Raw genomic sequence first — 20,596 nt, 5'->3', positions numbered from 1 at the left:
ACGCAAAATGCGGGAGAACCGTTTTCGTGGAGTGATGATCAGCTTGCGATGGGTCGGTCAGCCTCTCGTTCTCGTGGCGCATGGGCGAGCGGTAACCGAGGGCGGAGTGGCGCCGAACCGGATTGGAGAAGCCGATGATGGTGAAGACGGCCATTCGGGCCTGAGCTTGTGTGGCGAAGCGCCGACGGTCGAGCCGTTCGCAGCCCAGGGTCGCGCAGAAACCCTTGGCCATGGCATTGTCGGAGGCAGCGCCACCTGAGCTCATCGAGGGCCGGACACCGGCCTCCCGGCAGCGGCGTGTGACAGGATATCCCGCTTCAGCCGCAGGTGGCGCACCTCGCGGCGCAGACGGGTAAGCTCTTCACGCTCGGCGGCCGTGAGGATCTCGGCCCTTGCCTCGCGGCGGCCCTCCGTCCGGTCCGCCTGAACAACCCGGTTCCGGATGGCCTGAGCCGCAGGCTCGAACTCACGGGCAAGATCCGTTGGATCGCGTCCGGCGCGGACCCGTTCGCCGATCTGACGACGGACCTCAGCCGGATAGGGCGGAGGGGTGTGGGGCATCGAAGGCACCTCGTGGCAAAGCCGGAGCGGCTCCACGAGACCGGGTCACCATCATGAAGTCGTCAGAGCCGGTGCTGTGAGCAAATCCGAATGGCCGGCTTCCATCCCAAACGGAACCTCGCGCCTGGGGACCAAGCGACAGACCTGATCCGCGGGTTCACCCGTGCTCGCCTCAGCGCCCGTCCGTCAGCCTCGCGTAGAAGGCGGCCGGGTCGCGGATTTGGCGCAGGGCCGCCACCAGCCCGGGGTCGCGCAGGCGGCGTGCCACGCAGGCGAGGGCGTTGAGCGGTTCGCTCGGCGTCTCCGCCGGGATCAGCAGGAGGAACACCAGGTCGACCGGCTTCTCGTCGATCGCCTCGTACGCGATCCCGGGCCGCAGCCGCAGCATCAGGCCGCTCGGCCGCCGGACCTGTGCCAGGCGGGCGTGCGGCAGCGCGATCCCCCCGCCGACCCCGGTCGAGCCCAGGGCCTCGCGGGCCTCCAGCGCGCCCCGGACGAGGCCGGCATCGAGGGCGAGCGTCGCGGCGGCGCGGCGCGCGAGGTCCTCCAGCAGGCGACGCTTGTCCGGGAGCCGCACGTCGAGGACGACGTGCTGCGGGGCGAGGAAATCCGTGATGGTCATGGCGCTTCGGGGGTCATGGCGCTTCGGGGGTCATGGCGCTGCGATGGTCACGGCGCGTCCGGCTCGGCGTCCGGGACGGGTCTGCGGGAGCGCTGCGCTGCCGCAGGGCGGGTCAGTCGGGCGCGCGCAGGCGGTAGCCGATCCCGGTCTCGGTCAGGATGTAGTGCGGCCGCTCCGGATCCGGCTCGATCTTCTGGCGCAGCTGGCGCACGTAGACGCGCAGGTACTGCGTGTCCGCCACCGCCCCCCAGATCTCGCGCAGCAGGTGCGCATGCGTGAGCACCTTGCCGGCGTGATGCACGAGCAGGCGCAGGAACTCGTACTCCTTGGGCGAGAGCTTCACCTCGCGCTCGCCGACCCGCACGATCCGGCGCACGAGATCGACCGACAGCTCGTCGACCCGGAAGACCGGCCGCTCGCCCTGCTGCGCGAGCTGGTGGCGCAGGGCGGTGCGCATCCGCGCGAGCAGTTCGTTCATGCCGAAGGGCTTGGTGACGTAGTCGTCGGCCCCGAGGTCGAGCGCCTCGACCTTGCCGGCCTCGTCGCCCCGGCTGGAGAGCACGATCACCGGGAGAGCCGGCCACGTCTCCCGGATCCGGCGCAGAAGCTCGTGGCCGGGGATGTCGGGCAGGCCGAGGTCGAGGATCACGAGGTCGATGCCGTCCTCGGCGAGCAGCCGCAGCGCGGCCTTGCCGCTCGGAGCTTCGCGGAACTCGTAGCCCTGGCTGGTCAGGCCCATGCGCAGGAGCTTGCGGATCGGCACTTCGTCGTCGATGGCCAGGATGCGGGGCGCGGCGCTCATGCGGCGGTGTCCAGGACGGGCTGCTTGGCGGGGACCGGGAAGCTGAGGGTGAAGACCGCGCCGGAGCGGTCCGTGCGGTTGCCGGCGGTGAGACGACCGCCCATCGCCTCGACGAAGCCGCGCGAAATGGCAAGCCCGAGCCCCGTCCCGGCCTGCACGTGGTCGCCTTTGCGCGCCCGGTAGAACTTGTCGAAGATCGCCTCCTGATCGCTCGGCGGAATCCCCTCGCCCTCGTCCAGCACCCGCAGGCAGACGTGGCCGCCCGCCCGCCAGCCCTCGATCCGCACGGTCGTGCCTTGCGGCGCGTACTTGGCGGCGTTGTCGAGCAGGTTGAACAGCACCTGCTCGAACAGCACCGCGTCGAGGGCGAGCGCCGGAAGGTCGGGGGCGAGCGCCATCGCGACGTGGTGCGCGGCCAGGATCTTGCTCGCCCGCTGCAGGGCCGATCCGACGATCTCGCCGAGGTCGCAGAGGGCGAGGTTCGGCGCGACGGCGCCCGATTCGAGCTTTGTCATGTCGAGCAGGTTGGCGATGAAGCGGTTGAGGCGCTCGGACTCGTCGATGATGGTCGCGACGAGTTCCGCCTCGGCCTCCTCGTCGAGGTCCGGGCGGAGATCGCGCAGCGTGGTGGCCGCCCCGAGCACCGCGGCCAGCGGCGTCTTGAGATCGTGGCTGATCGAGGTGAGCAGCGCCTGCCGCAGGCGGTCGGTCTCGGCGGAGAGCCGCGCCCGGTCGAGGTCCGCCACGAGGTGGACGCGCTCGATCGCCAGCGCGCCCTGATCCATCAGCGCGTCGAGCAGGCGGCGCTGGTCGGGCGTCAGCAGCGGCCCGGGCTTGTCGGTGTCGAGGCCGACCACGCCGATCACGCCCCGGCCGGTGCGCAGCGGCAGGAACAGGCGCTTGGCGCCCGGCAGCGTGTCGGCGCCGCGCCCGGCGGCGCGGCCGTTGTCGAAGGTCCACTTGGCCGCGGCGAGATCCGCCTCGTCGAGCCGGTCCTCCGGCGGATAGCCGACCATCACGGTGAGCCGTCCCGCCTCGGGCAGGAGCACCACCACGCGCAGCCTGAGCATCAACGCGACCTGATAGGCGGTGGCCCAGAGCACGTCGTCGAGGGTGCCGCAGCCCGCGAGCTTGCGCGAGAAGCCGTAGAGCGCCTCCGTGGCCCGCGCCTGCGCCCGCGACATCGTCGCGTCGATCTGCACCCGCGCGGCGAGGTTCGAGACCAGCACCGCCACCAGCGTGAAGAAGAACAGCGCCACGACGTTGGTGGGATCGGTGATGGTGAAGGTGTAGATCGGCGGCAGGAAGAAGAAGTTGTAGGCCAACGACGAGGCCACCACCGCCAGCAGCGACGGGTAGAGCCCGAAGCGCACCGCGACGGCGACGACGGCGGTGAGGAAGGTCAGGTCGGTGTTCTCGTGCCCGAGGAAGGGCTGCACCAGCAGGCCGACGCCGAGCGCGCACAGGACGGCCAGGAGGGAGACGGCGTAGGCGATCGCCTCCGGGCGGCGAGGCGGAGCGGTGGGGACGGTCTTGCGCGGCAGGGTCTCGCCGTCGACCTGCTCGCCCGCGATGACGTGGACGCTGATGGAGCCGGCGCGCCGCACGAGGTCGTGCACCACCGAGCCGTGCAGAAGCTCGAACCAGCGCGAGCGGTCCGACTTGCCGATCACCACGTGGGTGACGTTGCGCTCCTGGGCGAAGCCGATGATGTCGTCGGCGATGCGCCGCTCCTCGCCCGGGATGGTGACGGGATCGCCGCCCAGCCGCTCGGCGAGGCGGAGGGTGTCGGCGATGCGGTCGCGCTGCTCCTCGGAGAGCTGCGCGCTGCGTCGCCCCGCGACGGTGAGCGCCGTGAAGGGCGCCCGCAGCCGGTCGGCGAGGCGCTTGGCGTAGCGCACCAGCCCGGCCGAGCGCGGATCCTCGCTCACGCAGACCAGCACCCGCTCGCCGGCCGCCCAGGGGCCCGCAATGGCGTGCGCCTGCATGTGGGTGAGGAGCTGGTCGTCGACCCGTTGCGCCGTGCGGCGCAGCGCCAGCTCGCGCAGGGCCGTGAGGTTGCCGGGCGAGAAATAGTGCTTGAGCGCCCGCTCGGCGTTGCGCGGGACGTAGACCTTGCCCTCGCGCAGGCGCTGCATCAGGTCGTCGGGCGAGAGGTCGATCACCTCGATGTCGTCGGCCCGATCGAGGATCCCGTCCGGCACCGTCTCGCGCACCCGGATGCGGGTGATCTGGGCCACGACGTCGTTGAGGCTCTCGACGTGCTGGATGTTGAGGGTGGTGTAGACGTCGATCCCGGCTTCCAGCAACTCCACCACGTCGAGGTAGCGCTTGGGATGGCGGCTGCCGGGGGCGTTGGTGTGGGCGAGTTCGTCCACCAGGACGAGCTGCGGCCGGCGCGCGAGGAGCGCGTCGAGGTCCATCTCCTCCAGTACTGTGCCGTGATAGGGCACGCGCCGGCGCGGCAGCACTTCGAGGCCGGCGAGCAGGGCCTCCGTCTCGGCCCGGCCGTGGGTCTCGACCACGCCCACCGCCACGTCGATACCCTCCCGGCGCCGCGCATGCGCGGTGGTGAGCATCTCGTAGGTCTTCCCGACGCCCGGGGCCGCGCCGAGGAAGATCTTCAGGCGTCCGCGGCCGCCGCCTTCCCGGCGGAGTTCCGCCAGGAGGGCGTCCGGGGAAGGCCGCCGGTCAGGCTCGCTCCGCGCTCCCGCCATGGCCGGCCGTCACCGGCCTGTCTGGGCATCGAGGGCGAGGTTGAGCGCCATGACGTTCACGCGGGCCTCCCCCAGGATGCCGAGCAGCCTGCCGTCCGTGTGCGCCGCGATCAAGGCCCTGACCTGATCCTCCGTCAGGCCGCGGGCCTTGGCGACGCGGGGCACTTGGAACAGGGCGGCTTCGGGCGAGATGTCGGGGTCGAGCCCCGAGCCCGAGGTGGTGACGAGGTCGGCCGGGATCTCAGCCCGCGGGATCTCGGCCCCCGGGCGCTCGGCCCTGAGCGTGGCGAGATCCTCCTTCACGCGGTCGCGCAGCGCCGCGCTCGTGGGGCCGAGGTTCGAGCCCATCGAGTTCGCGGCGTTGTAGGGCGCCGGCACGGTCTTGGAGCTGTCGGCCGGGTCAGGCGCCGTCGTGGCCGAGGGCCGGTCGTGGAAGTAGCGGTCGCTGGTGAAGCTCTGGCCGATGAGGGCCGATCCGACCACCGTGCCGTTGCGCTCGATCAGGCTGCCGGCGGCCTTGGCCGGGAAGATCATCCCCGCAAGGCTGGTCATGGCGAGGGGGTAGGCGAGGCCCGTGATCAGCGTCAGGGCGACGCCGAGGACGAGGACGGGGCGGAGCTGGTTGAGCATGGGAGGGATCTCCGGGATCGTCAGGCGAGGTGCAGGGCGGCGACGGCGAGGTCGATGAGCTTGATGCCCGCGAAGGGCACCAGGAGGCCGCCCAGGCCGTAGATGAGGAGGTTGCGCCGCAGGAGCGCTGCGGCCCCCACCGCCCGGTAGCGCACGCCCTTCAGCGCCAGCGGGATCAGCGCCACGATGATCAGCGCATTGAAGATGATCGCCGACAGGATCGCGCTCTGGGGCGAGGCCAGACCCATCACGTTGAGGGCCTGCAATTGCGGGTACAGGCCGAGGAACATCGCCGGGATGATGGCGAAGTACTTCGCCACGTCGTTGGCGATCGAGAAGGTGGTGAGCGCGCCGCGGGTCATCAGCAGCTGCTTGCCGATCTCCACGATCTCGATGAGCTTGGTGGGATCGGAATCGAGGTCGACCATGTTGCCGGCCTCGCGTGCCGCCACCGTGCCGGTGTTCATGGCCACGCCGACGTCGGCCTGGGCGAGGGCGGGCGCGTCGTTGGTGCCGTCGCCGCACATGGCGACGAGCTTGCCCGCCGCCTGCTCGCGCCGGATCAGCGCGAGCTTGTCCTCCGGGGTGGCCTGGGCGAGGAAGTCGTCGACGCCCGCCTCCGCCGCGATGGCGGCCGCGGTCATCGGGTTGTCGCCGGTGATCATCACGGTGCGGATGCCCATCCGGCGCAGCTCCGCGAAGCGCTCGCGGATGCCGCCCTTCACGATGTCCTTCAGGTAGACCACGCCCAGCAGGCGGCCATCCTTCGCCACGGCGAGCGGCGTGCCCCCCGCCTTGGCGATCTCCTCGGCGATGGCGCGGATCTCGGCGGCGGCCTCCTCTCCCGCGGCGGGGTGGTAGGCGAGCGCGGCGCCCGTGCCGCGCGTCGCCATCGGCTGTCCGGAGACCGAGGCGATGACGGCGTCCACGGCCCCCTTGCGGATGCAGGCGCCCTCCAGATCGACGCCCGACATGCGCGACTGCGCCGTGAAGGGCACGAAGGTGGCGTTGAGCGCTACCATGTCGCGGGCGCGGATGCCGTAGCGCTCCTTGGCCAGCACCACGATGGAGCGGCCCTCCGGGGTCTCGTCGGCGAGCGAGGCGAGCTGGGCGGCATCCGCCAGCTCCTGCTCGGAGACGCCGCGGACGGGCCGCAGCTCCGTCGCCTGCCGGTTGCCGAGCGTGATGGTGCCGGTCTTGTCGAGGAGCAGGGTGTCGACGTCGCCCGCCGCCTCGACGGCCCGGCCCGACATCGCCAGCACGTTGAAGCGCACCAGCCGGTCCATGCCGGCGATGCCGATGGCCGAGAGCAGCGCGCCGATGGTGGTGGGGATGAGCGTCACGAACAGGGCGACCAGCACGATCACCGGGATCGCCCCGCCCGCGTAGGAGGCGAAGCTCGGGATCGAGGCCACCGCGAAGACGAACACGATGGTGAGCCCGGCCAGCAGGATGTTGAGGGCGATCTCGTTGGGCGTCTTCTGGCGCGCCGCACCTTCCACCAGCGCGATCATGCGGTCGACGAAGGTGGAGCCGGCGGCGGCGGTGATGCGCACCCGGATCCAGTCCGAGAGCACCTGCGTGCCGCCGGTCACCGCCGAGCGGTCGCCGCCGGATTCGCGGATGACGGGCGCGGATTCGCCCGTGATGGCGGCCTCGTTCACGGAGGCCACGCCCTCGATCACCTCGCCGTCGGACGGGATCAGGTCGCCGGCCTCGACCAGCACCACGTCGCCGACCTTCAGGCTCGTGCCGGGCACCACCGTGTGGGCCGCGCGCGATCCGCCGACCGCGGCCGCAGGCCCGGTCAGCAGCTTGGCGGTCGTCTCGGTGCGGGTGCGCCGCAGGGAGTCGGCCTGCGCCTTGCCGCGGCCTTCCGCGATCGCCTCGGCGAAGTTGGCAAACAGCAGGGTGAACCAGAGCCAGAGAATGATCTGACCGGAGAAGGCGAGGTTCTCGCCGCCGGTGAGGAGGTCGCGCAGGAACAGGACGGTGGTGAAGGCCGCCACCACCTCGACCACGAACATCACGGGGTTCTTGATCATCTGGCGCGGGTCGAGCTTGCGGACCGAGCCGGCGAGCGCGGGCCCGATCAGGGCGGCGCTGAACAGGGAGCTTCGGGAGGACTGAGCCATGAGAATGTGTCCGGATGGGCGGAAAGAGGCGGCTTGCGGATCTTCGCAGCCGCCTGGCTGGGAATCAGGGTGCGAGGGCGCGGCTCGCCAGGATGAGAGCGGCCCAGAGCGCGAAGGCCCCGAGCAAGGCCAGTCCGGCGAGGGCCAGGACGACGTCGGTCGGCCGCAGGTCGGCGTGCCGATGGGCGGGGGCCGGCCGGGGCCTGTGGCGCGCGAGGCCCCGGCGCAGGCGCGCCGGTTGCGTCGTGCGCATGCTCAGCCTCCCGTCGCGAAGGTCTGGCCGGCCGCCCCGGCCAAGTGCTCAACCACCGGGCCGAGGGCGAGCGAGGGGAAGAAGGTCAGGCCGCCGACGATCAGGATGACGCCGACGAGCAGGCCCACGAACAGGCCGCCATGGGTCGGGAAGGTGCCGGCGGAGGCCGGCACCGTCTTCTTGGCCGCGAGCGAGCCCGCGATGGCCAGCGCCGGGATGATGACGAAGAAGCGGCCCACCAGCATGCCGAGCGCCAGCGTGGTGTTGTAGAAGAGCGTGTTGCCCGTGAGCCCGCCGAAGGCCGAGCCGTTGTTCGCCGCCGCCGAGGTGTAGGCGTAGAGGATCTCCGAGAAGCCGTGCGGGCCGGCATTGGCGGGCCCCGCGAGGCCGGCGGGCAGCACCGTCGCGAGGGCGGTGAGCCCCAGCATCATCAGCGGCAGGCAGAGGATGGCGAGCATCGCCATCTTGACCTCCCGCGCCTCGATCTTCTTGCCGAGGTACTCGGGCGTGCGCCCGACCATCAGCCCGGCGACGAAGATCGCCACGATGACGAAGACCAGCATCCCGTAGAGGCCGGCGCCGACGCCGCCGACGATGATCTCGCCGAGCTGCATGTTGACGAGCGGGATCATCCCGCCCAGTGCCGTGAAGGAATCGTGCATGGCGTTGACGGCGCCGCAGGAGGCCGCCGTCGTCACCACCGCAAAGAGCGCTGAGGCCACGATGCCGAAGCGGACCTCCTTGCCCTCTAGGTTGCCGCCGGTGAGCCCGAGCCCGTTCAGCACGGAGCTTCCGGACGCTTCGCTGGCGTAGGTGACGGCGACCCCTGCCACGAACAGCACGCCCATGGCGCCGAGGATCGCCCAGCCCTGACGCTCGTCGCCCACCATGCGCCCGAAGACGTTGGTGAGCGCGGCGCCGAGGGCGAAGATCGAGACCATCTGCACGAGGTTCGACAGCGCGGTCGGGTTCTCGAACGGGTGGGCGGCGTTGGCGTTGAAGAAGCCGCCGCCGTTGGTGCCCAGCATCTTGATCGCGACCTGGCTGGCGACGGGGCCGACCGCGATGGTCTGCTTGGCGCCCTCCAGGGTGGTGGCCTCGACAGAGGCGCCGAGGGTCTGCGGCATGCCCTGCGAGACGAGGAACAGCGCGTACACGACGCAGAGCGGCAGCAGCACGTAGAGGGTGCAGCGGGTGAGATCGACGTAGAACGAGCCGACCGTCCGCGCCGAGGCGCGGGAGAAGCCGCGGATCAGCGCGATCGCCACGGCGATGCCGGAGGCCGCCGAGAGGAAGTTCTGGGTGGTGAGCCCCAGCATCTGCGACAGGTACGAGAGGGTGCTCTCGCCGCCGTAGTTCTGCCAGTTGGTGTTGGTGAGGAAGCTCACCGCCGTGTTGAAGGCGAGGTCCGGCGCCACCCCGGCCTGCTCGGCCGGGTTGAGCGGCAGCGCCGCCTGCAGCCGCAGCACCGCGTAAAGCACCAGGAAGCCGAAGACGTGGAAGGCGACGAAGGCGCTCGCGTAGCCGAGCCAGCTCTGCTCCTGGCGCGCGTCGAGGCCCGCGATGCGGTAGAGCCCGCGCTCGACCGGGCCGAGCACGGGCGAGAGGAGGGTGCGCTCGCCCGTGAAGACGCGGGTCATGTAGAGGCCGAGCGGCTTCACGAGCGCCAGCACGACCGCGCAGAACAGCGCGATCTGGATCCAGCCGTTGAGGGTCATGGGAAAAGTCCTTCAGAACCGCTCGGGACGCACGAGGGCGTAGGCGAGATAGGCGAGCAGCCCCAGGGTCATGAGCCCGCCCAGGAGATAATCGAGCGTCATCGCGGGCTCCTCACAGGCGTTCGCACAGGGCGACGTAGCCGAGCGACAGGGCGAAGAAGCCCAGGCCGGCCGCGAGCAGAAGAACGTCGAGCATCGAAATCCTCATCATCCCGGCACGCGGCGATGCCGGCGCGGCGCGCACGAGCAAATCATCCACCGGATGGCCGGACGCTGATCTGTAGCAAGCGCTCGCATAAAGGTTCGAGACGTCTCGGAGGGCGAAGATATAAAGACGGCATAAAGGAGTGGCCGATTGATCCGACAGCTCAGGACGTTGTGCCGCTCCGACCAGATGCGTTCAGCTTGCGGACGAGCCCCTGGAAGCCGGAGCAGGCTGGCGCCGTGTCGCGGCATGCGCCGCCGTGGCAGGCCGTCCGTCTTATCGATCTCGCCCCATTGGGCTCAGGGGAGACGTGGCATTCCGGGCATAAGGAAACGAGCCGTGGAGCTCCACTTGCCTCATATCGTGCTCGTGAGGAGGCCATATCCAATCACTCCCAACGAACCGATTGACACGATGCCTGGTGCTGCGTGACATCTCACACCTGCCAATCGGGTGAATATCTGCAGGGGGTTCCGATGCACCTTGCTCTTCGTGCCGGTCTCCTTGCGCTCGCCGGTACTCTGATGATGTTGAGTGGCAAGAGTAGCCGCGCGCAGGAAGATTACCGCTTAAGCTGCAAGCCTCCGTTGAAGTTCATGGCCGGAGCCTGTGTGGCAGCTTGCTACTCCGGATACGAGGATCGGGGCCGCTGGTGCGAGGCGCGACATGGCGGTGCGGCCGGCGGAGGCTGACGGTCGCCACCACCCTGCTCGGCCCCATCCGGCTGACCGACGCCCTCGCCGAGCATCTGAGCCGTCAGCCCGACGCGGCACTGGTCAACGTGACATCGGGCCTGGCTTTCGTCCCGCTCGTCGCCACGCCGACCTACTCGGCCGCGAAGGCTGCCCTGCACAGCTACACGGTCGCGCCTCGCGAGGCGCCGAAAGGCAAGGTCGAGATGATCGAGCTGGTGCCCCCCGCCGTTCAGACCGAGCTTACCGCCGGCCAGTCGACCCGCGCGGGCTACCTGCCGCTGTCCGAGTTCACCGACGAGGTGATGACGCTGTTCCAGCAGCAGCCGACGCCGCGCGAAATCCTGGTTCAGCGGGTGGGCTTCCAGCGCCATGCCGAGGCGGAGCACCGTTTTGACGATGCCGTGAGCACCCTTAACGAGACGGCGCGCAAGGCTCGCGAGGCACGCCCGTGAGGATCAGGCGGCCGGCCTTCAGACTGGACCATGCCGCCAGAGCTGCCGTCGACGCGTCCGCTTCCTGCCGTCCAGCTTCGAACGTCCGCCTCCCCAAGCCGGGGCCCCTGAGGCGGACGGGCCGGAACGGGCCATGCTCTGCCGCAGCCCAGCGTCCATGAACCTGCAGGAAGGATGACTCGCTGCATCAATCGTCGGCGTTCCGGGGTATGACGTGGAATTTGGGTCGCACGTCAAGACCGTCAGCCAGGCTCCCCACCATGCTCTTCCTCATCGCCGCAGTCTTCGGCCTTGCCGGCTTCGTGAAGGGTGTCATCGGCCTCGGGCTGCCGACAGTATCGATGGGTCTACTCGCTGTCGCCATGACGCCGCTGGAGGCCTTGACCATCGTCATCGTGCCCGCGATCGTCACCAACATCTGGCAAACCTTCGCCGGGCCGTATCTGGGCAGGATTCTGCGCAGGCTGTGGCCGCTGCTTCTCGGGACCGGCGTCGCGATCTGGGGTGCCGGTGCGTTGATGGCCGGCCCTTACGCGCGCTACGCCACGATCCTGCTCGGGCTTCTGCTGGTGATCTATGCCTGGCTCGGGCTGACGCGACTGCAGATCCGGACGGCACCCCGGAACGAGAAATGGGTCGGCGGCCTCGTCGGCCTCCTCACGGGTGTGATCTCGGCGGCCACCGGCATTCAGGTCATTCCGTCGATGCCGTACCTGCAGTCGATCGGCCTGGAGAAGGACGAGCTGGTGCAGGCGCTCGGCGTCTTCTTCACGGTGGCGACCCTCGCGCAGGCGTTCAATCTCACCAGCGTGGGCCTTCTCAACGCCTCGACCGCGCTGCCCGGGCTCGTCGCGATGGCAACGGCCTTCGCCGGCATGTTCATGGGCCAGGCGGTCCGCCAGCGGATGAACCCGGAGGGGTTCCGACGGTGGTTCCTGATCGCGATGCTGGTGCTCGGCCTCTATCTGGCCGCCAGCACGATCGTGTCGCTGTGACGCCGCCGCGGGACCGTCGCGCCGAGGAACCGGTGCCGACGCAGAGGGAGGCGACGGGGGCGTGATCAGAACACCGCGTGGTCGCCGCGCTCGGCCTCGGCCTCGCCCCGCAGAAGGCGCGCGTAGTAGTCAAACAGGGTCTCGGACCCGGTGCCGGGCGTCGCCGCCGCGTCGTAGCGGCCGGAGGCGGGGTCCAGGACGAGCATCGATTCCGTGGCGTAGTAGCGCCCGATCCGCGCGAGTTCGGCCTTGTCGGCCAGCGACGGGACCACGCGGCCGGACGCGGACAGCCCCCAGATCACGGCGTCCAGCAGGGCCACCGGCACGTGCCGGAAGCGCGGGGGGCGGCCGAGCAGGGCGAACAGCGCCTCTCCCTGCTGGCGGGGCGTGATCGCCTCGCCCGGTCCGCCGATCGGCAGCACGCGGTTGCGCCGCTCGGGCTCCTCGACGCACGCGGCGAGGTAGCGGGCGAGGTCGTCGTCGCTGATCGGCTTGCAGGCGGTGAGGCCGCCGTCGCCGAACAGCAGCCACGGCCTGCCCCGCCTGACGCGCGCGACCTGCCCGGAGAGCGATTTGAAGAAGGCCGTGGGCCTGACGATTGTGTAGTCGGTGCCCGAGGCGATCAGGGCGCGCTCGAAGGTGAGCTTCGCCTGCTGGAACGCGAGCAGCGGCTTCTGGACGCAGATCGCCGAGAGCAGGACCATGTGCCCGATGCCGGACGCCCGGGTCGCGGCCAGCAGCGCCAGATGGGCGTCGTGGTCGATCGCCCAGGCGTCGCGCGGGCGCCCGGTGCGCGAGGCGAGGCACGAGACCAGGGTGTCGAAGCGCTCGCCGCGCAGGCCGTCCTGTGCGAGCGAGGCGGGATCGGTCACGGTGCCGAAGCGGAGACGGGCGCACACGGGCAACCCGAGGCGCGCGGCGGCGTCCGTCCCGGGCGACGGGCCGGGGCGGGGCCTGACGAAGCAGACCACCTCGTGACCGCGCGCCACGAGGGCCCGCGCGGTGGCGCGACCGATCGTGCCCGTCGCGCCGACGAGAAAGACCCGTCGCCCGCGATGGCCGGAGGACGCGTGCGCCATGGTTCCCCCCAGGATGGTCTGCGCGACCATAACGCCCGGCACCGCCGTGGGCAGCCGCTCCCCGGGCTTCAGGCGGCGAGCAGCGGAAACGTGACCCCGAGGGCCCAGGCGAAGGCGATCGCGTTGGTGAGCCCGCCGACCGCGGGATGACCCGTGCGGCGGTAGGCCCAGGTGCCGAGCACCCCGTAGATCAGGAACAGGACCAGAACCGCCGGCACGATGACGACGAGGAAGAACAGACGTCCGGGATCGAGGGCGACCGCGAGCGCGAGCGACAGCAGGAAGGCCAGCTTCGAGGCCGGATAGGCCCAGCGCGCGCCGCCCGCCCCGCGCGTCAGCCACTCGTCGGCGAGGAAGTAGGGCAGCGTGCCCGCGAGCATGGCCAGGATGATCGGCACCCGCCCGGGAGATGGTGCCAGGGAGGCGACCCAGGCGTCGACGACGCCCCCGAGCCCGAGGACCGCGTAGAGGGTCGCAGCCAGCACCGCGCCGGCCAGGGCAGCCCGCCGCAGCGGCGCGGGCGCGGCGCCCGCCGGCCGCGCGCGGACGAGCAGCAACCCGCCGGCCGTCAGGAGCCCGTAGAGCGCGAAATGGGCCGCGACGTAGTCGGCGACCAGCACGGGCAGGACGTGGGTCGGCACGACGCGCAGGATCAGCGGCGTCAGCACCGCCGGGCCGACGAGCAACGGCCACAGCCGGCGTCCCGGCAATCCGGCGCCCGCAGGTGCGTCGGCGACCACCGGCAGGAGCCGCGACAGCGGCCAGGCCAGCAGCACGATCCCTGAGAGCAGGAGCACGATCCAAGGGCCGCGATGATCGAGGGCGCGCGCGGCGCGTGCCGGCCGAGCGAAGGCGGCATCGAGCCAGCCCTGGGCCTCGTCCATGGAATGCGGGCTGAACAGGACGCCGATATGCTCGACGCCCGGGCTGACGGCGGCGCGCCGGGCGGTGCCGAGAACCGGATCGCCGTAGGTCACGCCCGGCTGCGGCGGCTGCGGGGCGCTGGCGAGCCCCACCACGCGCAGCGCCTCCGCCTTCAGCCGCCCCTCCCATTCGCCGGCGATGACGAGGAGGTTGCGCGGACTCGTGGCCGTGGCTGTGCGCGAAAACATCGAGACGGCGATGGTGGCGCCGACATCGGGCGCCTGCTGCGCGGCCCGGATCACGATGTCGGAGGCCATGGAATGGCCGAGCAGGGCAACGCGCCCGTCGCCGAGGCCGCGCGCGACGGCGAGGACCCGCAGCGTCTCGTCCACCAGCGCCCGGGTCGCACCACCCTCGGGCGTAACGTCGCCCGGGAGCGGCCGCGGGTTGCGGCCGTGGCCGGGGAAGTCGAAGGTGATCGCGACGAGGCCGTTGCGAGCGAAGGTGGTGGCGAAAGGGGCCATGAGCGGCTGCGAGCCCGCGAAGCCGTGCGCCACGACGACGACGGGCGCCGGTCCGCCCCCCTCGGGGCGATACACCGTTGCGGGAATCGTGCCGATCACCACGCGCTCGATGCCGAGCCCCGCCTGCTGGCGCAGGAGCATGAGGAGACCAAGCCCGATCGCCGCAGCCGCGACGAGGGCGGATGCGGCACGAACGAGGCGTAAGGGCGGCCGGCTCATCGGTTCTCTCGACGGCCGCCGAGGACCGGGGCCGTCATCGCGGTGAAGCCAGCGGCCATCGCGGTCGCCCCCAGCGGGTGCAGGATCGGCCGGAAGCAGGCGCTGGCGCGCGTAACGAAGGGCGGGGCATCGCCGCGGATGGGCCCGGCGCCCTTCAGCGCATGCACCACGCCCGTCGGGTTCCCACAGGGGGCGCTCCCTGTCCCGAATGGAGCGCCTGCGCCCGGACAGGCCACACGGCACCGCGTGTGGCTTGCGTTCTCCATAGCCCAGAGCACGACCCGCCCACCGTTCATCCGTGGGTCCCGGGTTCGGGTCCCAGCGCGCTCACGATGCCTTAGCGCAATCCCACCGGTCCGGCAGGAACGGTTTCGGAACGGTGGACGCGCCGCGTTCCCGGATGGCAGGCGGCCGTTCCGCAGGGCTTCAGAGCAGGGCCACGGCGGCCGGATGGGCGTGAGGCCGGCCACCGAACGGGTTCAGGTCAGGCGAAGAAGGAGCTCACGGCCGGCAGTGCCTCGGTCGTTCGCGCAGGGCGATCGAGATTGAGGCGCACGCGCGGGATCGTGGCCATCGCATCAGCGTAGCGGGCCTGGACCTTGGGCGGCACCAACGGCGGGCTCGCCGGATCGGGAGAGGGGAGGCGGGCGGAAGAGCGCTTGTGCAGACTGGACATGCGCTGAATATGTTCAGCCCCGGCGATTGTTGCAGTGCGACGATGCGCCCTGTGCGCCGCAGCGCATGCACCTCCCAGCCGCCCGTGAGCCGAGCGGCCATGACGCGCGTGACCGGCTGCGTCTGCGGTGCTGGCGGCACATCGCTTACTGCGGGGCAGGGGGTCTGCAGCGGGTTGCCTCACGGGCTGAAGGCCGTGCCGCCGACGCCTGACCTGCGGCGGCGCGCTCCGGCCGTGTCAGCCACGGCTCTTACCCTCAGCAGGATCAGTAGCCTCGCCCGATATCCACGGCGTCGGGGATCCGTCCCGTCTCGCGATAGGTGCGCACGTTGTGCGCGACGATGGCGGCGGCGGTGCGCGGGTTCGTCGGGCCGGTCACGTGGGGCAGGACCGTCACGCCGGGGTGCCGCCACAGGGGCGAAGCGGGCGGCAGCGGCTCGCTGTCGAAGACGTCCAGCACCGCGTGCGAGAGGTGGCCGGCGTCGAGCGCCGCCAGGAGGTCGTCGGTCACGACGATCGGACCGCGCCCGAAGTTCATCAGGGCCGCGCCCGCCTTCATCGCGCCGAACTGCGTTGCGCCGAGGAGGCCGCGCGTCTGCGCCGTCAACGGGAGGAGGCAGACCACGATGTCGCTCAGCGCGAGCAGCCGCGGCAGACCGGCCGCTCCGGTGAAGGCCTCGACGGCGACCAAGGAGGCTGGCAACGGTTTGGGCGAGCGGCTCCAGGCGGCGACCCGGAAGCCTGCCTGGGCGAGCCGGTGCGCGGCAGCGGTTCCGAGCGCGCCCAGCCCGAGGAGACCGACCGCCGTCTCCGCGGGCGGGCGGTAGGGCAGGGGCCGCCAGAGGCCCGCCTCCTGCTGGCGGCGGTAGGCCGGCATGTCGCGCTGCAGGTAGTAGGTCCAGGCCAGGACGGCCTCGGCCATGGTCCGGGCGAGTTCCGGATCGACCAGACGGACGATGGGGATGCCCCGCGCGCCGAGATCCCGGACGAGGCGCTCGACGCCGGCCCACAGGCTCTGGATCCAGGCGAGGCGCGGCAGGAGCGCCACCTCGGCCGGATCGGGGTTGGCCACGATGGCGATCTCGACCTCGGCCCGTTGCGCGGCCGAGAGGCCGGCGAACGGACGAATGCGCGCCTCCGGCAGCGCGCCGGACAGCGCCGAGACGAAGGCGGCCTCCTCGTCGGCGTCCAGGGTGGCGAGGAAGGCGATCAGTTCGGGCATGACGATCCCGTCTCCGTCGGCGAGAGGCTGACTCCTATAGGTCCAAACGCACAGGGGTTGGAAAACACCTCGGACCGCATCGACCCCGAGCACCCGCCCCGCCGGCCGCCAAGGCGACGATTCCCTCGGGGACCAAACGGGGACGCGGTGAGGGCTTGAGGCCCGAGGCCGCGGCTGCCAGAACCCGGCCGGGTTCCCGGGCCCCGGGGCTCGCCGTCTACGGCGGCGTGGGCCCGACCTCGTTCTGAGCAAGCCGTTGCGCCGCGCCCTCGCCCTCTCGCTCCTGCTGACCCTCGCGCCTGCGGTGGCGCGCGCCGCCGGCACGGCCCAGGGGCCGACGCGCGTGGTCTCGATGAACCTCTGCGCGGACGAGCTGGTGCTCCGGCTCGCCGACCGCGGCCAGGTCGCGGCCGTGACCACTCTCGCCGGCGACCCGCGCGGCTCGACGGTGGCGGCCGAGGCCGCCGGCCTGCCGGTGACGCGCGGCCTTACCGAGGAGATCGTCGCGCTCAGGCCCGACCTCGTCATCGCCGGGGCCTTCACCACGCGCACGACCGTCGGCATGCTCACGCGCGTCGGCGTCCCGGTGCTCGAACTCGGCGTGCCGGCCGACTTGGACGGCGTGCGGGCGCAGATCCGGCAGGTGGCGGCGGCCCTGGGCCGATCCGAGCGGGGGGAGGCGATGGTCGCGGCGCTCGATGCGAGGCTCGCCGCCGTCACGCCCGCCACCCGGCCCCTGCGCGCCCTGGTCATGCGCCCGAACGCCTTCACGGTGGCTCCCGGAGGTCTCGGCGACGCGCTCGTCCGCGCCGCCGGCCTCGTCAACGTCGCCGCCGAGATCGGGCGCGACCGCTTCGGGCAGGTGCCGCTCGAAGCCGCCGCCCTGGCTGAGGTGGACCTGATCGTCGTCGACGAGAGCGAGCCCCGAGCGCCCTCTCTCGCCGACACGCTCCTTCAGCATCCTGTCTTCCGGGCTATGGGCCGCGCCGGGAGAACGGTCGCGATCCCGAACCGCTTCTGGACCTGCCCGGGCCCTCAGGTCGCCGAGGTCGTGGCGCGGCTCGCCACGGCCGCGAACGAGAGGGCGCCGGTCCGGTGAACGCGCCATTGTCGAGGCTCGCTCGCCCCGCATCGCGTCGGCGCGGGAGGCCGGCGGCGAACCGGGCCGTCAACCTGCTCCTCGCCGCCGCACTCGCCGCCCTGACCGTCGCCTCTGTCGGGATCGGCTATGCGCCCTTCGACGTCCCGGCGGCGGTCGCGGACCTGCTCGCGGGACGAACGACCCTTCCGGCCCTGGTGCTGTGGGAGTTGCGCATCCCGCGCGCCCTGCTCGGAGGTCTCGTCGGGTTCAGCCTCGGCCTCACGGGCGCGGCGATGCAGGGCTACCTGCGCAACCCGCTCGCCGATCCCGGCATCCTCGGCCTCTCCTCGGCCGCCGCGCTCGGCGCCGTGATCGTCTTCTACGGCGGCTTCGCCGCCTCGCTCGGTCTCGCCCTGCCGCTCGGCGGCATCGCGGGCGCGGCCGGTGCGGCGCTCCTGCTCAACCTGCTCGCCGCGGGCGGGGGCAGCACGCTCGGCCTGATCCTGGCCGGCGTCGGCCTGTCGAGCCTCGCCGGCGCCCTGACGGCGCTCGCGCTCAACCTGTCCCCGAACCCCTACGCGGCGCTCGAGATCGTATTCTGGCTGATGGGCTCGCTGGACGACCGCAGCCTGGACCACGTCCTGCTCTGCCTGCCGCTGATGGCCCTCGGCTGGGGGCTGATGCTCTCGACGGCCCCGGCCCTCGATGCCCTCACGCTCGGCGAGGACACCGCCGCGAGCCTCGGCGTCGGTCTCGTCTCGGTGCGTCTGCGCCTCGTCACCGGCGCGGCGCTCGCGGTCGGCAGCGGCGTCGCGGTCAGCGGCGCCGTCGGCTTCGTCGGCCTCGTGGTGCCCCATCTCGTGCGCCCGCTGGTCGGGGCGCGTCCCGGCGCGAGCCTGCTGCCGAGCGGGCTGGCGGGCGCCGCGCTGGTGCTCGGCGCCGATATCGGCGTGCGGCTCCTCGCCACCCGGCCCGAGCTCAAGCTCGGGGTCGTGACGGCGCTCGTCGGGGCGCCGTTCCTGATCGTCCTGCTGCTGCGCAACCGCGGGAGCCGGGCATGAGCCTGGCCGCACGGAACATCCGCGTGAGGCTCGGCGGCCGGACGGTGCTCTCGGACGTCAGCCTCGCGCTGGAGCCGGGCCGCTTCGTCGGGCTGGTCGGGCCGAACGGGGCCGGCAAGACCACGCTCCTGCGCGCCCTCTCAGCCCTCGTCGCGCCGACGGAGGGCCGCATCACCTTCGACGGGCGCAGCATTGCGGATATCAGCCGCGACGAGCGCGCCCGTCGCATCGCGGCCCTGTTCCAGGGCGCCGGGGTCGGGTGGCCGATGACGGTGCGGGAGATCGTGGCCCTGGGCCGTCTGCCGCATCGCCGCGCCTTCGCGTCCCTCTCCGAGGCCGACGAGGACGCCATCGCGCGCGCGATGGTGCGCACCGACATCGGGCCTCTCGCCGACCGGACCGAGCCGACCTTGTCCTCGGGCGAGCGCATGCGCGCGCTGCTCGCCCGGGCGCTGGCGGTCGAAGCCGAGTGGCTGCTGGTCGACGAGCCGGTCACGGCCCTCGACCCGGCGCACCAGCTCGACGCCATGGTCCTGCTGCGGCAGGTGTCTCGCGACGGGGCAGGCGTGGTCGCCGTCCTGCACGATCTCGGGCTCGCCGCCCGCTTTTGCGACCGGCTCGTCGTGCTTCACGGCGGCCGGCTCGTTGCGGACGGTCATCCGGACGAGGCCCTGACGGACGAGTTGCTCGCCGCGGTGTTCGGCGTGACCGCATGCCGTGGCCAAGCCCCGGACGGAACACGCTACATCCTGCCCTGGGCACGGTGCGGCATGGCCCAGGAGGAGAGCGATGGCGCCATCACCACGCCCTGAGGAGGTCACCGCGCTGCTGCGGGAGGCGCTGGCCGACCCGGAACCGCCTGGAGCCTCGGCAGCTTCGGCACCATCGCGGAGGTCATGCGGGATCCCGAAGAGCCCGTCCGCCGCCTGCCGGACGACCAAATGGGCATGAGCACGCCCCGCGGCGCATCGCCCTGGCGGAGCGTCCCGACCTGCGTCCGGTGGCCTAAGAGACCGCCGTCGCCTCGGGCTGGAATCACGCCATCGCCCTCTGCCTGCCGGACGCGCCGGAACACGGCATCCCATCCGACGTTGCGAGGCAGCCGCAACGACAGGGGACGGGCATGGTCGATCTCAACACCGCAACCGCCGCCGAACTGGACAGCGTGCCGGCCCTGAAGGGCCACGGGTTCGAGATCGTCCGCTATCGGGAGGAGCGGGGCCGGTTCACCAGCCTGCGCCAACTCGATGAGGTGCCGGGCCTCAGCGGTAAGACCGACGGCATCGCGGATCAGGTCACAGTCACCGACAGCTAGGCCGCGCGCGTCCGCGGCCCGCCTGCGCGATCGGGATCGGCCGCGGTTCCCGGAAATTTTGCGACTTCCCCCAGAAGAATCTTCGGACCCTGCTGCCGAGCGTGACGTTCCTACGCTGCTGGCTGCCGGCGAGATCAGGCCGGCAGCCTCATTCGTTCGACGACCAGGAAGCAGGATCTATGGCCACCAAGCAGAAGACCTTGCAGGACGCCTTCTACGAGACACTCAAGGACGTCTATTACGCCGAGAAGCAGTCCGTCCGGGCGCTGAAGAAGGCGGCCAAGGCCGCCGGGCACGAGGAGCTGCAGCACGCCTTCGAGACGCACGCCGAGGAGAGCGCCAACCAGGTCGAGCGCCTGCAGCAGGTGTTCGAGATCATCGGCAAACCGGCCCGCGCCAAGACCTGCGAGGCGATGCAGGGCCTGACCGCGGAGATGGAGGACGACCTGGAGGATTTCGGCGACAGCCCGGCCGCCGATGCCGTGCTGGCCGCCTGCGCCCAGGCCGTCGAGCATTACGAGATCGCGCGCTACGGCACCCTGAAGACGTGGGCGATCCAGCTCGGCTACAAGGAGGCCGCCAAACTGCTCGATGACACGCTGCAGGAAGAGAAGAAGACCGACCAGCTGCTCTCGCAGATCGCCGAACGGATCAACGTCGAGGGGTCCGAGGAGGATTCGGGAGAGGCCGCGGCCAAGGGCAAGGGTGGCGGCAAGGGCGGGCGTCAGGCGGCCTGAGCAGGATCCGAGCTCGGGGGCGCCATCGGGCGC

The 20,596-nt window shown here is 71.5% G+C and carries 19 protein-coding genes and 3 pseudogenes; 8 read left to right on the top strand and 14 right to left on the bottom strand.

The window, feature by feature from the left end:
- Positions 1 to 64: 64 nt before the first annotated feature.
- The 11 genes and pseudogenes from MFF61_RS23950 to MFF61_RS33920 form a co-directional block, all read right to left on the bottom strand.
- Positions 65 to 295 (bottom strand): annotated as a pseudogene (locus MFF61_RS23950) (integrase core domain-containing protein); the annotation flags it as partial.
- Positions 262 to 561 carry a hypothetical protein gene (locus tag MFF61_RS23945; protein ID WP_238240016.1) on the bottom strand — a complete coding sequence of 100 codons (300 nt, stop codon included), beginning with the start codon at positions 559 to 561 and terminating at the stop codon, positions 262 to 264. The gene MFF61_RS23945 and the pseudogene MFF61_RS23950, both read right to left, overlap by 34 nt.
- A 172-nt stretch (positions 562 to 733) precedes the next feature.
- Positions 734 to 1,183: a PTS sugar transporter subunit IIA gene (locus MFF61_RS23940; RefSeq protein ID WP_238240015.1), complete on the bottom strand. Its 450-nt coding sequence runs from the start codon at positions 1,181 to 1,183 to the stop codon at positions 734 to 736.
- A gap of 112 nt (positions 1,184 to 1,295) precedes the next feature.
- The gene (locus tag MFF61_RS23935; RefSeq protein ID WP_238240013.1) at positions 1,296 to 1,985 is read right to left on the bottom strand and encodes a response regulator; all 690 of its coding nucleotides are present in this window, start codon (positions 1,983 to 1,985) and stop codon (positions 1,296 to 1,298) included.
- Entirely contained in the window at positions 1,982 to 4,702 is a 2,721-nt protein-coding gene (locus tag MFF61_RS23930; RefSeq protein ID WP_238240007.1) for a DUF4118 domain-containing protein, read from the bottom strand. The genes MFF61_RS23935 and MFF61_RS23930 overlap by 4 nt, the downstream gene beginning before the upstream one ends.
- A gap of 9 nt (positions 4,703 to 4,711) precedes the next feature.
- Complete coding sequence (locus MFF61_RS23925; RefSeq protein ID WP_238240005.1) at positions 4,712 to 5,332, bottom strand: K(+)-transporting ATPase subunit C; 621 nt, start codon at positions 5,330 to 5,332, stop codon at positions 4,712 to 4,714.
- A gap of 20 nt (positions 5,333 to 5,352) precedes the next feature.
- Complete coding sequence (gene kdpB, locus MFF61_RS23920; protein ID WP_238240003.1) at positions 5,353 to 7,467, bottom strand: potassium-transporting ATPase subunit KdpB; 2,115 nt, start codon at positions 7,465 to 7,467, stop codon at positions 5,353 to 5,355.
- A 64-nt stretch (positions 7,468 to 7,531) separates the two neighbouring features.
- Positions 7,532 to 7,720 (bottom strand): hypothetical protein, encoded by a 189-nt coding sequence (locus MFF61_RS23915; protein WP_238240002.1) that lies wholly within the window; start codon positions 7,718 to 7,720, stop codon positions 7,532 to 7,534.
- 2 nt (positions 7,721 to 7,722) lie between these two features.
- Entirely contained in the window at positions 7,723 to 9,438 is a 1,716-nt protein-coding gene (gene kdpA, locus MFF61_RS23910) for a potassium-transporting ATPase subunit KdpA (RefSeq protein WP_238240001.1), read from the bottom strand.
- Positions 9,439 to 9,450: 12 nt separating this feature from the next.
- Complete coding sequence (locus MFF61_RS23905; protein WP_238239998.1) at positions 9,451 to 9,540, bottom strand: K(+)-transporting ATPase subunit F; 90 nt, start codon at positions 9,538 to 9,540, stop codon at positions 9,451 to 9,453.
- A 10-nt stretch (positions 9,541 to 9,550) separates the two neighbouring features.
- Positions 9,551 to 9,682: a hypothetical protein gene (locus MFF61_RS33920; RefSeq protein WP_283206031.1), complete on the bottom strand. Its 132-nt coding sequence runs from the start codon at positions 9,680 to 9,682 to the stop codon at positions 9,551 to 9,553.
- 652 nt (positions 9,683 to 10,334) lie between these two features.
- Here MFF61_RS33920 and MFF61_RS23900 point away from each other — a divergent pair.
- Positions 10,335 to 10,790: pseudogene (locus MFF61_RS23900) on the top strand (SDR family NAD(P)-dependent oxidoreductase); the annotation flags it as partial.
- A gap of 260 nt (positions 10,791 to 11,050) precedes the next feature.
- On the top strand, positions 11,051 to 11,785 hold the full coding sequence (locus MFF61_RS23895) for a sulfite exporter TauE/SafE family protein (protein WP_238239993.1): 735 nt from the start codon (positions 11,051 to 11,053) through the stop codon (positions 11,783 to 11,785).
- A 65-nt stretch (positions 11,786 to 11,850) separates the two neighbouring features.
- Here MFF61_RS23895 and MFF61_RS23890 read toward each other — a convergent pair whose 3' ends face one another.
- The 3 genes from MFF61_RS23890 to MFF61_RS23880 form a co-directional block, all read right to left on the bottom strand.
- Complete coding sequence (locus tag MFF61_RS23890; RefSeq protein WP_238239992.1) at positions 11,851 to 12,864, bottom strand: NAD(P)H-binding protein; 1,014 nt, start codon at positions 12,862 to 12,864, stop codon at positions 11,851 to 11,853.
- Positions 12,865 to 12,932: 68 nt separating this feature from the next.
- The gene (locus tag MFF61_RS23885; protein ID WP_238239991.1) at positions 12,933 to 14,471 is read right to left on the bottom strand and encodes an alpha/beta hydrolase; all 1,539 of its coding nucleotides are present in this window, start codon (positions 14,469 to 14,471) and stop codon (positions 12,933 to 12,935) included.
- Positions 14,472 to 15,412: 941 nt separating this feature from the next.
- The gene (locus MFF61_RS23880; protein WP_238239990.1) at positions 15,413 to 16,369 is read right to left on the bottom strand and encodes a 2-hydroxyacid dehydrogenase; all 957 of its coding nucleotides are present in this window, start codon (positions 16,367 to 16,369) and stop codon (positions 15,413 to 15,415) included.
- A gap of 256 nt (positions 16,370 to 16,625) precedes the next feature.
- On the opposite strand from MFF61_RS23880, the gene MFF61_RS23875 reads away from it, so the two are divergent.
- The 6 genes and pseudogenes from MFF61_RS23875 to MFF61_RS23850 all read left to right on the top strand — a co-directional run bounded on the left by MFF61_RS23875 (position 16,626) and on the right by MFF61_RS23850 (position 20,563).
- Positions 16,626 to 17,468, top strand: coding sequence for an ABC transporter substrate-binding protein (locus MFF61_RS23875; RefSeq protein WP_238239988.1), 843 nt, complete (start codon positions 16,626 to 16,628; stop codon positions 17,466 to 17,468).
- Positions 17,465 to 18,511 carry a FecCD family ABC transporter permease gene (locus MFF61_RS23870; protein WP_238239986.1) on the top strand — a complete coding sequence of 349 codons (1,047 nt, stop codon included), beginning with the start codon at positions 17,465 to 17,467 and terminating at the stop codon, positions 18,509 to 18,511. Before MFF61_RS23875 ends, MFF61_RS23870 begins: the two co-directional genes overlap by 4 nt.
- Positions 18,508 to 19,323 carry an ABC transporter ATP-binding protein gene (locus tag MFF61_RS23865; protein WP_238239982.1) on the top strand — a complete coding sequence of 272 codons (816 nt, stop codon included), beginning with the start codon at positions 18,508 to 18,510 and terminating at the stop codon, positions 19,321 to 19,323. The genes MFF61_RS23870 and MFF61_RS23865 overlap by 4 nt, the downstream gene beginning before the upstream one ends.
- Positions 19,301 to 19,517: pseudogene (locus tag MFF61_RS23860) on the top strand (DUF6925 family protein); the annotation flags it as partial. The gene MFF61_RS23865 and the pseudogene MFF61_RS23860, both read left to right, overlap by 23 nt.
- A gap of 117 nt (positions 19,518 to 19,634) precedes the next feature.
- Positions 19,635 to 19,826, top strand: a complete 192-nt coding sequence (locus tag MFF61_RS23855) for a ComEA family DNA-binding protein (RefSeq protein ID WP_238239981.1) — start codon at positions 19,635 to 19,637, stop codon at positions 19,824 to 19,826.
- A gap of 179 nt (positions 19,827 to 20,005) precedes the next feature.
- A complete protein-coding gene (locus tag MFF61_RS23850) occupies positions 20,006 to 20,563 on the top strand; it encodes a YciE/YciF ferroxidase family protein (protein ID WP_238239980.1) in 558 nt (185 codons plus the stop codon).
- The last annotated feature ends 33 nt before the right edge of the window (positions 20,564 to 20,596 follow it).

This window comes from Methylobacterium isbiliense, assembly GCF_022179325.1.
GTDB classification, from domain to species: Bacteria; Pseudomonadota; Alphaproteobacteria; order Rhizobiales; family Beijerinckiaceae; genus Methylobacterium; species Methylobacterium isbiliense.
Note: the sequence above shows the minus strand (reverse complement) of the source record. Positions and strands in the feature narration are given on the sequence as shown.

Bases quoted from the DNA above. Each gene is read 5' to 3' on its own strand.
- MFF61_RS23895 (WP_238239993.1), top strand. From the start codon at position 11,051: ATGCTCTTCCTCATCGCCGCAGTCTTCGGCCTTGCCGGCTTCGTGAAG.
- MFF61_RS23850 (WP_238239980.1), top strand. From the start codon at position 20,006: ATGGCCACCAAGCAGAAGACCTTGCAGGACGCCTTCTACGAGACACTC.
- MFF61_RS23925 (WP_238240005.1), bottom strand. From the start codon at position 5,332: ATGCTCAACCAGCTCCGCCCCGTCCTCGTCCTCGGCGTCGCCCTGACG.
- MFF61_RS23935 (WP_238240013.1), bottom strand. From the start codon at position 1,985: ATGAGCGCCGCGCCCCGCATCCTGGCCATCGACGACGAAGTGCCGATC.
- MFF61_RS23945 (WP_238240016.1), bottom strand. From the start codon at position 561: ATGCCCCACACCCCTCCGCCCTATCCGGCTGAGGTCCGTCGTCAGATC.
- MFF61_RS23855 (WP_238239981.1), top strand. From the start codon at position 19,635: ATGGTCGATCTCAACACCGCAACCGCCGCCGAACTGGACAGCGTGCCG.
- MFF61_RS23865 (WP_238239982.1), top strand. From the start codon at position 18,508: ATGAGCCTGGCCGCACGGAACATCCGCGTGAGGCTCGGCGGCCGGACG.
- MFF61_RS23880 (WP_238239990.1), bottom strand. From the start codon at position 16,369: ATGCCCGAACTGATCGCCTTCCTCGCCACCCTGGACGCCGACGAGGAG.
- MFF61_RS23930 (WP_238240007.1), bottom strand. From the start codon at position 4,702: ATGGCGGGAGCGCGGAGCGAGCCTGACCGGCGGCCTTCCCCGGACGCC.
- kdpA (WP_238240001.1), bottom strand. From the start codon at position 9,438: ATGACCCTCAACGGCTGGATCCAGATCGCGCTGTTCTGCGCGGTCGTG.
- MFF61_RS23885 (WP_238239991.1), bottom strand. From the start codon at position 14,471: ATGAGCCGGCCGCCCTTACGCCTCGTTCGTGCCGCATCCGCCCTCGTC.
- MFF61_RS23890 (WP_238239992.1), bottom strand. From the start codon at position 12,864: ATGGCGCACGCGTCCTCCGGCCATCGCGGGCGACGGGTCTTTCTCGTC.
- MFF61_RS23915 (WP_238240002.1), bottom strand. From the start codon at position 7,720: ATGCGCACGACGCAACCGGCGCGCCTGCGCCGGGGCCTCGCGCGCCAC.
- MFF61_RS23905 (WP_238239998.1), bottom strand. From the start codon at position 9,540: ATGACGCTCGATTATCTCCTGGGCGGGCTCATGACCCTGGGGCTGCTC.
- MFF61_RS23940 (WP_238240015.1), bottom strand. From the start codon at position 1,183: ATGACCATCACGGATTTCCTCGCCCCGCAGCACGTCGTCCTCGACGTG.
- kdpB (WP_238240003.1), bottom strand. From the start codon at position 7,467: ATGGCTCAGTCCTCCCGAAGCTCCCTGTTCAGCGCCGCCCTGATCGGG.